The following is a 14,265-nucleotide window of genomic DNA, read 5'->3' on the forward strand; positions in this document are numbered from 1 at the left end:
CAATACTTTCCTAAAGGCACTGACCTCAGCTCACACAGCCCGCAGCACCTCGCCGCGGTGGCTGTCGAACTCAACGGCAGACCCCGCAAAACCCTTGGCTGGGACACCCCGGCTGAACGCCTCGCTACACTCCTGACCAGTAAATAAACCAGGAGTGTTGCAACCACTCCTAGAATCCGCCAACCCCAGCTGCGCCATAAACCATTATCTCGCATCCGGAAGATCGATAACAATGAAACGATCACGCCAGTCGAAAAGAATATGGCCGGCCTTGGCAAAACAGCGGGACAACACATTTCCGGCCAGCGAGACGCATGTTTCCATGCCGCGCCGTACTCGAACCAGCTCATGCCGCAACGGAAAACCAGGTAACGCGACGCACCTTCCCACATGCCGGTCAGGCGGCGGGGTTGCCGGCGAAGACACCGTGCGTCATGATCGCTGCCATGATCTTCGACTGGAAGGGCGATCTCCGTCCCGCTCGATGAGCGCCGTGACGTGGCGGCTCGATGCCCGCCGCAGCTACCTCGCACACGCCCGCGTGCTGGCCGGCCGGCACGGCCCCGGACCGTGGCCGGACGGCGGAGAACCGCTGCCCGACGCCCCGGAGGCGCCGCCGCTGCTGTCCGATACCGTGCTCGACGGCATCCGAGCACACCACACGGCCCTCGACGACGGGCACGATTCCGCGCTGGCCCTGGCCGAGCTCATCCGCACCGTACCCGTGGATCTGCGGGCTTTGCACGATGCCGCAGCCCTCGTGGCCCCGCTGGAGATCGCCGATGACCTGGTCGACCAGCTACGGGCGCTGCACCGGGACGATCTGCGGACGATCGGGCGGTGGCTCGCCGAGAACGGCACCATGCGCTCCGCGGTGGCCCTCGGGATCATCCTGCTCGGTGTCGCCGGCGACGAACGCGACCGCGAGCTCCTGCTCCTGCTCGGGGCTCTGGAGTTGTTGACGCTCTACGCGGTGGTCGCGCTCCGCAACACTCAGCCCGACCACGACCGAGCCGTCTTCGAGATGGCCCGGCGGGTCGACGGCTGGGGACGCATCCACGCGGTGGAAAGGCTCACCGGCTCCGCCGACCCGCGGATTCGGGCCTGGCTGCTGCGCGACGGCTTCCGCAACCGGATCCTGGACGAGTACCTCGCCTATATCGCCGCCGCGACCGGCGACCTGGCCGGCGCACTCGCCGCCGACACCATCGACGAGGCTCTGCTCGATGGCGCCGGCGACATTCTGCTCGCGCTGGCCCGGGGTGGCCCCGCCGAAGACATGCGGGACTACACCGAAGCGCCCCTGGCGATCGGCCGGTATCTGCACCATGCCGGACGGGCCGCACCGACCCTGCACCGCATCGGGATCGTCGGCGCGTTGCAGCGCTTCGGCGCCGACGAAGGCTGGCAACTCGCGCAGCGGTGCGCGGACCTGACCGACCGCCCCGACTGGCGGGCGGTCCTGGACGAGGCGCTGGCGTCCGCCGAACTGGAGAAGTTCCACGAGGCGATCTGGCCGGCCGAGCAGGTGGGCCGCTACTTCACCGACCGGCTGCGGTGGCATCTGAGCCACCATCCCTACGATCGGACACTGTGGTTCTCGCTGCTCGATCACCACGACGTCGGCGTCGCGGTGGAGCTGGCGACCCGTCTACTCCCGCTCGCTGATCTGGCGACGGGACCAGGCTTGGTGCTCGAGGAGTACGGCGACACCCCGTCCTCGGTTCTCGATCTCGTCGTGAGCCGCCTGCCCGAGCATCCAGGCACCGGATCGGCACTGGTTCGAACGGCTCTGTCCAACGCGACCGTCCGCAACCGTCATATGGCCCTCAACGCCTTGGAAACCTGGCCGCCCGAGGATCCTCCCGTCGGCGACCTCCGCGCCGCCGAGGCGCTCGAACCGGACGACGAGCTCCGCGAGCGCCTCCGCGCGCAGCTGCGAAGACATGTTGAGAGGCGGTGAGAAGCGCAGCGTCATACGGGGTCGCCGCGCCAGGGGGTCAGGCGGGGCCACCAGCCGGGGACGGCGCGGCGGTAGGCCGTGTATTCGTCGCCGAAGCGGCGGGCCAGGGCCGGCTGCTCGTAGGCGAGGACGAACGCGACCATGGTGGCCGTCGCTATCGCGGCGTAGACGAGCAGTACCGGGCGCCACAGCAGGAGGGCCTGGCCGAGGATCGCCGCGGTGACCGCCAGGTACATCGGGTTGCGGACGTATCGGTACACGCCGCCCACTACCAGGTGGGTGGGCGGTGCGGTCGGTGCGGGCGTGCCGAGGCCCTCGACCACGAAACGGGTGAAGGCCTGGACCAGGAAGGCCGTGCCGGCCAGCAGGATCACGATGCCGAACAGCCGGACCGGCAGCCAATGGGTGAAGGGGGCGCCGGGGTGCCAGCGGGTCAGCAGCCAGGGCACGAGGCCGGCCACTGTTCCGGGGGCCAGGGCGAAGAAGGTCGCGCTCCCGGTCACGGCGAGGCTTCTGCGCACGCCGTCCATTGTCACCAGATCAGGTCGGGGCCGTCCAGGGAGAGGTAGCGCGGGGAGGCCGGGTCGGGGCTGTCCAGCAGGCGGGCCAGGCGTTCGGCGGCCAGCGAGGCGGGGGTGGTGGCGTCGGCGGCACCCATGGCGGTGGTCAGGGCTCCGGGGTGGACGGCCCAGCACCGGACACGGCCGGACAGCTCGGCGGCCAGGGCGATCGTGAGCATGTTCTGGGCGGCCTTGGAGATGCGGTAGGCGTAGCTGGTCCGGCGGTCGGCGAAGCCGCCGGCGGCCTGGGCGGAGAGGGAACCGAGCCGGGACGAGACGTTGACGATCAGTGGGGCGGGGGCGGCGAGCAGGCTGGGCAGCAGGGCCTGGGCCAGGCGCAGCGGGCCGGCCACGTTGACGTCCACGGCGTCGAGGACGGTCTGCGGGTCGGTGGTCTCCAACGGGCGGGCCGGCGCCCCGATGCCGGCGTTGTTGACCAGGGCGTCGACCGGGCGTCCGCCGACGGCCGCCAGCAGGTCCGGGCCGACCGGCGCGCGAACGTCCTGCCGGACCAGACGAACCCGGCCCCGGACGCGGTCGAGGCCGGGGTCGAGGTCGGGGTCGGGGTTGCGGACGAGGCCGGGGTCGCGGACGAGGCCGGGGTCAGGGTCGGGTTCGGGGTCGCGGTCCGGGGCGCCGGCCGCGAAGCGTACGCAGGCTACGACCTCCCAGCCGGTGGCGGCCAGGTGGGTGGTCAGGGCGGCGCCGAGGCCCCGGCCCGCGCCGGTGATCACTGCCAGGCGGGTCTGCGTCATCCGCTGACCCAAGCCGTAAGTGCCGGCGCGGGCAAGGGCATGGATCACACGGTGGCGGCGCGGGTGGTGAGCCAGGCCGACATCGCCCGGACGCCGTGGGCGATGGCCTGCTCGTCGGGGTCGAAGGTGGCGAAGTGCGGATAGCTGGTCTCGATGCCCGCGTGGGGGCGGCGGACGCCCAGGAACGTGTACGTGCCGGGGAGGTGGTCGAGGAACAGGGCGAAATCCTCGCCGCTGAACGGGAGGGCGGCGTGGATGGTGCGGACCCGCGAGCGGCCGACCGTGCGCTGGAGGTGGCGTTTCAAGGCCTCGCCCTCGGGGCGGGGACACACCATGGCGGGGAACGGGTCGGAGGCGAACGTGACCGGGGCACCGGCCCGCTCGATGATCTTCGCGCGGATCTCGGGGTGCCGGGAGGCGGGCCAGCAGCGGTAGGAGAACTGGACCTGGTTGGCGACCGCGCGGGCCTGGGCGACGACGGAACGGGCCAGCGGGCCGTCCGGTTTCTGGATGTCGGCGATCAGGCGGGAGAGGTCCCTGGGGGTGGCCGGGCGAGCGACCGTACTCAACGAATTGATGTCGGCGGCCAGGGCCGTCGCAGCCTCGGGAGAGGACAGGGTGACCGAGCCCCGGTCCTGACCCGGCAAGCCGGTGCCTGGGGTGACCGCGAAGTCGCCGACCGGGAAAGGTCCGCAGTGCAGAGCGTGGATCTCGGTGGCGTGGATGAGGTCGAGCACGCCGTCGGCCAGCATCGCGGCGGCGCCGGTCAGGCTTTCCTCGGCGGGCTGGAAGACGAAGGCGATCGTGCCCGCGAAAGAGCGCCGGGCCAGGGTGGTGGCGATGCCGACGCCGATCGTGGTGTGCAGGTCGTGGCCGCACAAGTGGGCGGGTGTGGCGGCGCCGCCGATCTGGTCGGACGGCGGGACGGCGTCCATGTCGGCGCGGTAGGCGACCGTGCGCCCGGGGCGGTCACCACGCAGGACGGCGACGACGCCGTGGCCACCGACGCCGGTCGTGACGTCGAGGCCGGCCGCGCGGAGACGGCGGGCGACCACCGAGGCGGTCCGCTCCTCCTGGCCGGGCCCCTCGGGGTGGGCGTGCAGGTCGCGGCGCAGGGCGATCAGGTCGTCGAAGGGACGGGAGGCGGCGAGAGCGGATGACGGCAGGGCGGCGGCCACGCCGGCGGCGGCAGCCCCACCGAGGAACAGGCGTCGGCTCACGGTGTGCGACATGCCCACAAGCCTGGTGGAACGGCCCGGCCGGCACACGGATGCTAGGCCCCGCTCTGAGGTATACCTAGCCCTACCTCAGGCCCGGATCGTCATGCGGGAGACGCGGTCGCCGGAGACCCGGAACGTGAAGTGGCTCGGCCCGTTGAAGCCGTTCCCGCCGACCTCGGCCGTGACCGTCGTGTCGTCGCCCTTCTTGCTGACGTCCGAAACCCTCAGAACGACCTGCTTGCCGATGAACTCGTTGTCGCTCCACCCCCGGATCGCCTCGGCTCCGCGGAACTCCCGCCCCCAGTCGTCGACCACACCGTCGTCGGTGAAGGCGGCCAGGAAGGCATCGGTGTCGTTCGCGTTGGCCGCGTCGAGCGCCCGTTCCACCTGCGGATCCAGCTCGTTCACTTCTTCTCCTTCGGATAATCGATGTCGAATTCGCTCCGCTTGACTCCGGACAGGAACTGGTGCCACTCGGCCAGGCCGACGACGACGAGGGAGTTGTCGGGCGCCTTGCCGTCCCTGATGTAGACCACCCCGTTCCCGTAGCCGATGAGCACCCCGCCGTTACCGGTGTGAGAGCTCGAATGCCGCCAGGTGATCGACTCATCGTCGTGAACGACCTGATCATCCACTCGGAAGACGTCCGGCTGAAAGACCTCTTCCCGCAGCCGGGCCCCGGCCGCCGAGTCCGGGTCGTGCTCGACGGCGAACCTCGGTATGAGTTCCCTGACCCGGGGCGCGGCCGGTGGGCCGGTCTCGGCGAAACTGCCGTAGTCGATGCGGAGAAGGTCGTACGACGCCTGGGAGTCCGGATCGCGCGTGTAGCCGCGTTTCACCACGTGGATGAGGCGATCGTCGACGAGTCGGGCCAGGTTCGCCGATTGGGTGTCTATCTCACGGACGAGGAAGAAGCCGGAGGCCCCTCTGGCCGCGACATGCTCGACTATGTCGTCCAGCAGTCGGCGCTGCACCGGGCTGGCGTTGATCTGAGGAAGTTTGACCGTGAGGTAATGCTTTCGTGCCGCCTCGCGAATGTCCTGGACAGTGATCCTCTTGCCGAGGCTCCGCTGAGCCGCCCGGGCCACGATGGCTATGGCGTCCCGGGGCACGCCGTTGGCGGCCACGGCGAGCTGGGCCACCGCGTCATGTCCCGAGAAAAGCGCCTGGGTCAGTTCCTCAACCGAACCGACGCTACGGCCCTCGTCGGCCAGCACCCCGTTGAGGTGGTTGAGGAGCAGCGCCCCATAGAAATGGAACGCACGTCGTTCGTCCTCCAGGCCGTCGATGTTGTCGAGGAACATGGCGAACTCGTCCAGGTCGAGAATGGGGAAGATCTCGGCGCCGACCTCGACCCCGACGTAGTTTCCCGGCGTGACGGTGGCGCGCCACTCGGTGCGCTGCGGGATGGCGGCGATCCTGACCGTCACCTTCGGTATCGTGAAGAACAAGCGGCGCAGCATCTCACCGAGATAGGGCTGGAGCGCCGGCGGGATCGAGTTCCACTCGTCGATGATCAGCCACACGCGCTTGGCCGGAATGCTCCCGAAGATGCTCCGGAAAAGTGGCGCTATGGCACCGAAATGCACCCGCGTCCGAACCGGCCCGCTGGCCTTGCGACGGCCGGCACTCACCTGCTTGCGGTTCGTTCCGCCGGTGGCGGTGAAGCCTGCCTCCGGCGATTTGCTGATTTTGAGGGTCAGGGAACCGGACGAGGATGAGCCTGATTCGTCCGTGCTGGACGTCTCGGTCTCGGCCGCCTGATTGACTATCACCTCGGAGAGATGCTCCAGCACCCCTTCCAGGGTCGATATGTCCGGCCCCGGCGCTCCGGCCAGCGCACTTTCCAGGAGCTGGCGGTGAACTATCGAGATCGCGTCGACCAGCAGCCGGGTGGCACGTTCCGCGAGGGGATAGTCGTCGTTGAAGTACAGGCTCCCGGTGCTTCCGAGGTCGGTCGACATGTCGATGTAGATGACCATGTCGCCCTCGAGTCGCCTCTTTTCGGCGAGGTAGCGGGAGGCGTGCGTCTTCCCCGCGCCCCGGCGTCCGTAGATGATGCCGTTGTCCCTGCTGGTGAGCGCCGCGACGAGGGTGGGGTCGTTGACATAGGTCGCGATCACGTCGCTGGGCTCGAGACGCTCGGCCCGTTTGTCCACGTCTTGAAGCGCCCTGAGTAGGCGGCCGATCTCCACTCTGCACTCCTTCGGGCGATGAGAAGGCGTCTATGAAGGGCGTGTCCAGTCGAAGGTACGCTCCACCGCGCGCTGCCAGTTGCGGTACTCGGTGGCTCGCACCTGCGGGTCCATGGTGGGCAGCCACTGCGCGGCCCGGTGCCAGTTCTGCCGCAGGCCCTCCAGGTCGGGCCAGTAGCCGACGGCCAGGCCGGCCGCGTAGGCCGCGCCCAGCGACACCGTCTCCGCCGCCAGGGGGCGGACCACCGGCACGTCCAGGACGTCGGCGATCGACTGCATGAGCAGGTTGTCGGCCGTCATGCCGCCGTCGACGCGCAGGGTGGTCAGGTCGAGGCCGGAGTCGGCGTTCATCGCGTCCACCACCTCGCGGGTCTGCCAGGCGGTCGCCTCCAGGACGGCGCGGGCCAGGTGACCCTTCGTGATGTACGACGTCAGGCCCACGATCACTCCGCGTGCCTCACTGCGCCAGTACGGTGCGTACAGGCCGGAGAACGCGGGCACGATGTAGCAGCCGCCGTTGTCGGCGACCGTGCGGGCCAGCGTCTCGATCTCGGGGGCGCTGGCGATCAGTTCGAGCTGGTCGCGGAACCACTGGACCAGCGAGCCGGTGATCGCGATGGAGCCTTCCAGCGCGTACGCCGCCTGCCCGCCCTCGATCTGATAGGCCACCGTGCTGAGCAGTCCGTGCGTCGAGCGCACCAGTTCCTGACCGGTGTTCAACAGCAAGAAGCTTCCGGTGCCGTACGTGCATTTGGCCTCACCCGGCGAGAAACATGTCTGCCCGAACAGGGCCGCCTGCTGATCGCCGAGGGCGGCCCCGATGCGTACACCAGGAAAGCCGGCGACGGCCGTGCCGAACACGCCGACCGAGGGCCGGATCTCGGGCAGCATGGCCCGCGGGATGCCGAAGAACTCCAGCGCCACCGGTGACCAGTCGAGGGTGTGCACGTCGAGCAGCATGGTGCGGCTGGCGTTGGTGACGTCGGTGACGTGCAGGCCGCCGGTGAGTTTCCAGATCAGCCAGGTCTCCATGGTGCCGAACAGGATCTCGCCCCGTTCGGCGCGTTCGCGCAGCTCGGGGCGCTGGTCGAGCATCCAGCGCACGCGCGGGCCGGAGAAGTACGTGGCGATCGGCAGGCCCGAGTCGTGTTCGACGGTTTTCGCGCCCTCGGCGCCGAGCAGATCTCGTACCAAGTCGTCGGTCCTGGTGTCCTGCCAGACGATCGCGTGGCCGACGGGCACGCCGGTGTCGCGCTCCCAGAGCAGTGTCGTCTCGCGCTGGTTGGCGATGCCGACCGCGGCCACCTGGTCCTCGGTGATGCCGGCGTTGCGCAGGGCCTCCGGCGCCAGTTTCTCCACGTTGCGCCAGATCTCGGCGGCGTCGTGCTCCACCCAGCCCGGCTTCGGGTAGTACTGCTTGTGCTCGTGCTGGGCCAGGGAGACGAGCCGGCCGCGGCGGTCGAAGACGATGCACCGGGTGGACGTGGTGCCCTGGTCGATGGCGACCACATAGCGCTCGGTCATGGTTCCCTCCCATTGAAGCTTCAGCGTCGGGCGGCTCCGAGGTCGCGGGAGATGGCGCGGGCCGCCTCCCGGACGAGGGCGACGAGGTGCTGGTGCGGGCGGTAGTGGCTGTCGCAGATCCGTTCGACGAGGCCGCTGATGCCGACGGCGCCGACGACCAGGCCGCCGGAGCCGCGGATGGGCGCCGCCACGGCCGCCGTGCCAGGGGTCAGCTCCTCGGCTTCGAGGCTCCAGCCCGCCTCGCGTACCCGTTGCAGCTCGGCCTCCAAGGCTTCGGTGGTGCGGATGGTACGCCGAGTGAAACGATCCAAATTGATCTTCGTAAACCGGTATGCCAGCAGAACCTTGCCCAGCGCGGTCGCGTGCAGGGGCAGGGTGCTGCCGACGTCGAGGGTCTGGAACGTGTCGTCCGGGCGGAACACGTGGTGGACGACGAGGACCTGCCCGTCGTGGACAGTGCCGACCCGGACCGCCTCGCCGCTGCGAGCCGCGAGCGGGTCGGCCCAGTTGATCGCGTGCGAGCGCAGCTCGTTGACGTCGAGGTGGCCGTGGCCGAGCTGGAGCAGGGCCGAGCCGAGCCGGTACTGCCCGGAGAGCCGGTCCTGCTCGACGAAGCCGACGTGCCGCAGGGTGGCCAGGATGCCGTGGGTGGTGCCCTTGGCCAGGTCGAGCGAGCGGGCGATCTGGCCCAGCGAGAGGGGGCCCGATTCGCCGGCCAGCAGGCGCAGAACCGCGGCGGCCCGCTCGATGGACTGCACTGTTCCGGGCACGTTGCCGACTCTATGCCACCACGTGAACATCCACTGTGACGAATGTTCGGCATTGTCGAACGGTCGTCATTGCTCGTGCTCTCCCGGCTACCTAGCGTCCGGTGCATCTTCCAAGGAGGGCACATGGCAGAAAGGCTGAAACTCACGGGACTATGGGGCGAGCTCGCGGCCGAGTTCGCCGGGACGATGATCCTCATCCTCTTCGGCGTGGGCGTCGTCGCGCAGGTGGCCGGAGCCGGCATCGGCGACCACGACAGCATCGCCTGGGCCTGGGGCCTCGGCGTCACCCTCGGCGTCTATGTGGCCGCCCGGATCAGCGGCGCGCACCTCAACCCGGCGGTCACCATCGCGCTCGCCGCCTTCAAGGGCTTCGAGTGGCGCAAGGTCGCCCCGTACTCGCTCGCCCAGATCCTCGGCGCCTTCGTGGCCGCCCTGCTGGTGCGCTGGAACTACACCGAGGTGCTGCACGCGGCCGACCCCGGCCTGACCATCAAGACCCAGGGCGTCTTCTCCACCCTGCCCGGCAACGGCACCCTGCCGGTCGGCGAGTGGGGCGCCTTCCGCGACCAGATCATCGGCACCGCGATCCTGCTCTTCCTGATCCTGGCCGTCACCGACGCGGCCGGCACGGCGCCCCAGGCGAACCTCGCGCCGTTCATCGTCGGCCTGATCGTGGTCGCGATCGGCATGGCGTGGGGCACCAACGCCGGCTACGCGATCAACCCGGCGCGTGACTTCGGGCCGCGACTCGCCAGCTTCCTGACGGGCTATGGGGGCGCGTGGCGCGATCAGACCGGGTATCTCTACTTCTGGATACCGATCGTCGCGCCGATCATCGGCGGGCTGCTCGGTGCCGGACTGTACAAGGTGCTCGTCGGGCGGTTCCTGCCGACCGCGGGCCCGCAGGAGCCGGGTCGCATCCCGGACCAGAGAGTCGAGGAGGCAACCCGTGGCTGACTTCGTGGGCGCGGTTGATCAGGGCACGACCAGCACCCGCTTCATGATCTTCGATCACGGCGGGAACGAGATCGCCCGTCACCAGCTCGAGCACGAGCAGATCCTGCCGCAGGCGGGCTGGGTCGAGCACAACCCGGTCGAGATCCTGGAACGGACCACGACCGTCGTCCGTACGGCCATGCAGAAGGCGAACCTGCAGGCCAGCGACCTGGCCGCGCTGGGCATCACGAATCAGCGGGAGACCGCCGTGGTGTGGGACCGGACCACCGGCCGGCCGTACTCCAACGCGATCGTCTGGCAGGACACCCGCACCGACCGGATCGCCTCGGCCCTCGACCGGGACGGCCGCGGCGACGTGATCCGCCGCAAGGCCGGCCTGCCCCCGGCCACGTACTTCTCCGGCGGCAAGATCCAGTGGATTCTGGAGAACGTCGACGGGGTGCGCGAGGCGGCCGAGCGCGGCGACGCGATCTTCGGCAACACCGACAGCTGGCTGCTGTGGAACATGACCGGCGGCGTCGACGGCGGCCGGCACATCACCGACGTGACGAACGCCAGCCGTACGATGCTCATGGACCTCGAATCTCTGCAGTGGGACGACGAGCTGCTGAGCTTCTTCAACATCCCGCGCTCGATGCTCCCCGAGATCCGGCCGTCCTCCGACCCCGACACCTACGGGGTGGCGCGCTGGCCCGGCCCGCTCGGCGGCGAGGTGCCGCTGACCGGCGACCTCGGTGACCAGCAGGCGGCGACGGTCGGTCAGGTGTGCTTCGCGCCCGGCGAGGCCAAGAACACGTACGGCACCGGCAATTTCATGCTTCTCAACACCGGAACTGATCTTGTACGCAGCGAGAACGGCCTCCTGACGACGGTCTGCTACAAGTTCGGCAACGCGGCGCCCGTGTACGCCCTGGAAGGCTCGATCGCGGTGACCGGCTCGGCCGTGCAGTGGCTGCGCGACCAGCTCCATGTCATCAAGTCGGCCGCCGAGAGCGAGACCCTCGCCTCGCAGGTCCCCGACAGCGGCGGCGTCTACTTCGTGCCGGCGTTCTCCGGCCTGTTCGCCCCGTACTGGCGCTCCGACGCCCGCGGCGCCATCGTCGGCCTGTCCCGCTTCAACACCGACGCGCACATCGCCCGGGCCACCCTCGAATCCATCTGCTACCAGAGCCGCGACGTGGTCGACGCGATGGCGCAGGACTCCGGGGTCACCCTCGACGTGCTGAAGGTCGACGGCGGCATCACGGCCAACAACCTGGCCATGCAGATCCAGGCCGACGTGCTCGGCGTGCCGGTCAGCCGGCCGGTCGTGGCCGAGACGACCGCGCTCGGCGCCGCCTACGCGGCCGGTCTCGCGGTCGGCTTCTGGAAGAACACCGACGAGCTGCGCGACAACTGGAACGAGTCGCAGCGCTGGCAACCGGCCTGGAACGAGGAACAGCGCAACAGCGGATACGAGAAATGGAAGAAGGCGGTGCAGCGCACTCTCGACTGGGTGGACGTGGACTGATCATGACTGCTCTGTCACCGGAGTACCGGGAATCGGCGCTGGCTTCGCTGGCCGGCGCCGAGCTCGACGTGCTGGTCGTGGGCGGCGGCGTGGTGGGCGCGGGCTGCGCCCTCGACGCCACCACCCGCGGCCTCGCGGTCGGGCTCGTGGAGGCGCGCGACTTCGCGTCGGGCACCTCCAGCCGGTCCAGCAAACTCATCCACGGCGGCCTGCGCTACCTCGAGATGCTCGACTTCGCCCTGGTCCGCGAGGCCCTGCGGGAAAGGGGCCTGCTGCTGACCCGGCTGGCGCCCCATCTCGTACGGCCGGTCCGGTTCCTCTATCCGTTGCAGCACCACGCCTGGGAGCGTGTCTACGCGGGCACCGGGGTCACGCTGTACGACACGATGGCGCTCAACGGCGGCCTGCCGCGCCACCGCAACCTCACCCGCCGCGGCGCGCTGCGCGAGTGCCCGGCGCTGAGGAAGGACGCGCTCATCGGCGCCCTTCAGTACTACGACGCCCAGGTCGACGACGCCCGGCACACCATGTTCCTGGCCCGCACGGCGGCCGCCTACGGGGCGCACGTGGCCTCCCGTACGGAGGTCGTCGGTTTCCTCCGGGAAGGCGAAAGGGTCACCGGGGTGCGGGTTCACGACCTCGAGCACGACAAGACCTTTGAGGTACGGGCCCAGCAGGTCATCAACGCCACGGGAGTGTGGACCGACGACACGCAGGCCCTGGTCGGCGAGCGCGGCCAGTTCCACGTCCGCGCGTCCAAGGGCATCCACCTGGTCGTGCCGCGCGACCGCATCCAGTCGAAGACCGGCCTGATCCTGCGCACCGAGAAGAGCGTGCTGTTCGTCATCCCGTGGGGCCGCCACTGGATCATCGGCACGACCGACACCGACTGGGCCCTCGACAAGGCCCACCCGGCCGCCTCCAGCACCGACATCGACTACCTGCTGGAGCATGTGAACTCGGTGCTGACGTCACCGCTGAGCCGCACCGACGTGCAGGGCGTCTACGCCGGCCTGCGCCCGCTGCTGTCCGGCGAGTCGGAGTCGACGTCACAGCTGTCCCGCGAGCACACGGTCGGCAGCCCGCAACCGGGCCTGGTGGTGGTGGCCGGCGGCAAATACACGACGTACCGGGTGATGGCGAAGGACGCCGTGGACGCCTGCGTGCACAACCTGGGCCGCTCGGTCCCGCCGTCCTGCACCCACGACGTCCCGCTGCTGGGCGCCGACGGCTTCGCCGCGCTGTGGAACCGCCGCCGAGTCCTGGCCACGGAATCGGGCCTGCACGTGGCCCGCGTCGAGCACCTGCTGGGCCGCTACGGCACGCTGGTCACGGAGGTCCTGGCCCTCATCGCGGCCGAACCGGAGCTGGCCGCCCCGGTCGAGGGCGCCGAGGACTACCTGAGGGCGGAGTTGCTCTACGCCGCCTCTTACGAGGGCGCCCGCCACCTGGAGGACGTCCTGACCCGCCGCACCCGCATCTCCATCGAGACCTTCGACCGCGGCGTGGCCGCCGCCCAGGTGGCCGCGGAACTGGTGGCCCCCGTCCTGGGCTGGACCGGGGACCAGACGGAGCGCGAGGTCGAGCGCTACCGCCTGCGGGTCGAGGCCGAACGCCGCTCCCAGGAGCAACCCGACGACGAGACCGCCGACGCCGCCCGCCTCGGCGCCCCGGAGGTGGTGCCCCTGAGCCGGCCCTAGCGCGGCTCTGTCGTGGCGGGCAGGCGCCGGTCGTCGATGTGACGCCACTGATCGCCGTACGTCAGGGAGGTCATGTCCTCGCCCGCCATCACGTCATGAGGGAACGTGGGCGGCGGGGCACTGACCTGGTCGAGGCGGCGCAGCACGTCATCGCCGAGCACGATGTCGGCGGCGCCCAGGTTCGCCCGCAGCTGTTGCTCACTGGTGGCGCCGAGCAACGGGATCACCGTGCCCGGCCGGGACCGCAGCCACGCCAACGCCACCTGAGCCGGGGTCCAGCCGCCGGCCGCGGCGATGCTCACCACCTCACGGACGATGTGGTCGCCGCGGTCACCGCTGAAGTCCCAGCCACCGCGGTTCACGCGGCCCTGCCCACCATCGAGGTACTTGCCGGTCAGCCGGCCCTCGGCCAGCGGCCCCCAGGCGAGCACCGCCAGGTCGTGCGCCCGGGCCATCGGCGTGAGCTCCGATTCGACCGTACGGCTCAGCAGGTTGTAGCGCAGCTGCACCCCGATGAAGGGTGACCAGCCCCGCAGCTCGGCCACGGTGTTCGCCTGAGCGATCTCCCACGCCGGCCAGTCCGATACCCCCACGTGCAGCACCTTGCCGGCCCGCACCTGGTCGTCCAGGGCGCGCATCAGCTCCGGCACCGGGGTGAGGACGTCACGCGCGTGCACCCACAGCACGTCGACGTAGTCGGTTCGTAGGCGGCGAAGGCTCGCCTCCAGGGAGCGGATCAGGTTCTTACGGTGGTTGCCGGCCGTGTTGAGGTCGCCCGGCTCGGTCTGCAGGGTGTACTTGGTGCCGAGCACGAAACGGTCGCGGCGGCCTCGCAGCGCGTGGCCGATCGTCGTCTCGGCCACCCCCGCGGTGTAGGCGTTCGCCGTGTCGACGAAGTTGCCACCGGCGTCGGCGTACAGCTCGAGCATCCGGGCGCTGGTCTCCACCGGCGCGCCCCAACCCCAGTTGTCGCCGAAAGTCATCGTCCCGAGCGCGAACTCCGACACGCGGAGGCCGGACCGGCCCAGCAGGGTGTAACGCATGTGTTCCTCCCGATCGAGGGCCGTGCTGCCGCACGGCGCCGGATCATCGTCGGCGGCAACGGCCCCAG

Annotated in this window: 12 protein-coding genes and 1 pseudogene; 5 read left to right on the top strand and 8 right to left on the bottom strand. The window is 70.0% G+C overall.

The window, feature by feature from the left end; translation table 11 throughout:
* Together CRP55_RS49915 and CRP55_RS49920 are read left to right on the top strand one after the other, a co-directional pair.
* Positions 1-147 (top strand): annotated as a pseudogene (locus CRP55_RS49915) (IS30 family transposase); the annotation flags it as partial.
* Positions 148-484: 337 nt separating this feature from the next.
* On the top strand, positions 485-1,963 hold the full coding sequence (locus CRP55_RS49920; RefSeq protein WP_097329158.1) for a hypothetical protein: 1,479 nt from the start codon (positions 485-487) through the stop codon (positions 1,961-1,963).
* 11 nt (positions 1,964-1,974) lie between these two features.
* On the opposite strand, the gene CRP55_RS49925 is transcribed toward CRP55_RS49920, so the two are convergent.
* The 7 genes from CRP55_RS49925 to CRP55_RS49955 all read right to left on the bottom strand — a co-directional run bounded on the left by CRP55_RS49925 (position 1,975) and on the right by CRP55_RS49955 (position 8,987).
* Complete coding sequence (locus CRP55_RS49925; RefSeq protein ID WP_097329187.1) at positions 1,975-2,484, bottom strand: methyltransferase family protein; 510 nt, start codon at positions 2,482-2,484, stop codon at positions 1,975-1,977.
* 11 nt (positions 2,485-2,495) lie between these two features.
* The gene (locus CRP55_RS49930) at positions 2,496-3,278 is read right to left on the bottom strand and encodes an SDR family NAD(P)-dependent oxidoreductase (protein ID WP_097329159.1); all 783 of its coding nucleotides are present in this window, start codon (positions 3,276-3,278) and stop codon (positions 2,496-2,498) included.
* A gap of 44 nt (positions 3,279-3,322) precedes the next feature.
* Complete coding sequence (locus CRP55_RS49935; protein WP_097329160.1) at positions 3,323-4,510, bottom strand: M20 metallopeptidase family protein; 1,188 nt, start codon at positions 4,508-4,510, stop codon at positions 3,323-3,325.
* A 75-nt stretch (positions 4,511-4,585) separates the two neighbouring features.
* Complete coding sequence (locus CRP55_RS49940; protein ID WP_218855190.1) at positions 4,586-4,906, bottom strand: nuclear transport factor 2 family protein; 321 nt, start codon at positions 4,904-4,906, stop codon at positions 4,586-4,588.
* The gene (locus CRP55_RS55490) at positions 4,903-6,693 is read right to left on the bottom strand and encodes a DUF397 domain-containing protein (RefSeq protein WP_097329161.1); all 1,791 of its coding nucleotides are present in this window, start codon (positions 6,691-6,693) and stop codon (positions 4,903-4,905) included. Before CRP55_RS55490 ends, CRP55_RS49940 begins: the two co-directional genes overlap by 4 nt.
* Positions 6,694-6,723: 30 nt before the next feature.
* On the bottom strand, positions 6,724-8,217 hold the full coding sequence (gene glpK / locus CRP55_RS49950) for a glycerol kinase GlpK (RefSeq protein WP_097329162.1): 1,494 nt from the start codon (positions 8,215-8,217) through the stop codon (positions 6,724-6,726).
* A 20-nt stretch (positions 8,218-8,237) separates the two neighbouring features.
* Positions 8,238-8,987 (bottom strand): IclR family transcriptional regulator, encoded by a 750-nt coding sequence (locus CRP55_RS49955; protein WP_097329189.1) that lies wholly within the window; start codon positions 8,985-8,987, stop codon positions 8,238-8,240.
* 123 nt (positions 8,988-9,110) lie between these two features.
* Between CRP55_RS49955 and CRP55_RS49960 the strand changes: the two genes are divergently transcribed.
* From CRP55_RS49960 to CRP55_RS49970, 3 genes are read left to right on the top strand one after another with little or no spacing between them, the layout of a single operon-like run.
* Positions 9,111-9,944, top strand: coding sequence for an MIP/aquaporin family protein (locus CRP55_RS49960; RefSeq protein ID WP_097329163.1), 834 nt, complete (start codon positions 9,111-9,113; stop codon positions 9,942-9,944).
* Complete coding sequence (gene glpK / locus CRP55_RS49965; protein WP_097329164.1) at positions 9,937-11,454, top strand: glycerol kinase GlpK; 1,518 nt, start codon at positions 9,937-9,939, stop codon at positions 11,452-11,454. The genes CRP55_RS49960 and glpK (CRP55_RS49965) overlap by 8 nt, the downstream gene beginning before the upstream one ends.
* Entirely contained in the window at positions 11,451-13,154 is a 1,704-nt protein-coding gene (locus tag CRP55_RS49970) for a glycerol-3-phosphate dehydrogenase/oxidase (protein WP_438865859.1), read from the top strand. Before glpK (CRP55_RS49965) ends, CRP55_RS49970 begins: the two co-directional genes overlap by 4 nt.
* On the opposite strand, the gene CRP55_RS49975 is transcribed toward CRP55_RS49970, so the two are convergent.
* Entirely contained in the window at positions 13,151-14,197 is a 1,047-nt protein-coding gene (locus tag CRP55_RS49975) for an aldo/keto reductase (RefSeq protein WP_097329166.1), read from the bottom strand. The genes CRP55_RS49970 and CRP55_RS49975 overlap by 4 nt on opposite strands.
* Positions 14,198-14,265 lie beyond the last annotated feature (68 nt).

This window comes from Paractinoplanes atraurantiacus, from assembly GCF_900215205.1.
GTDB lineage: Bacteria > Actinomycetota > Actinomycetes > Mycobacteriales > Micromonosporaceae > Actinoplanes > Actinoplanes atraurantiacus.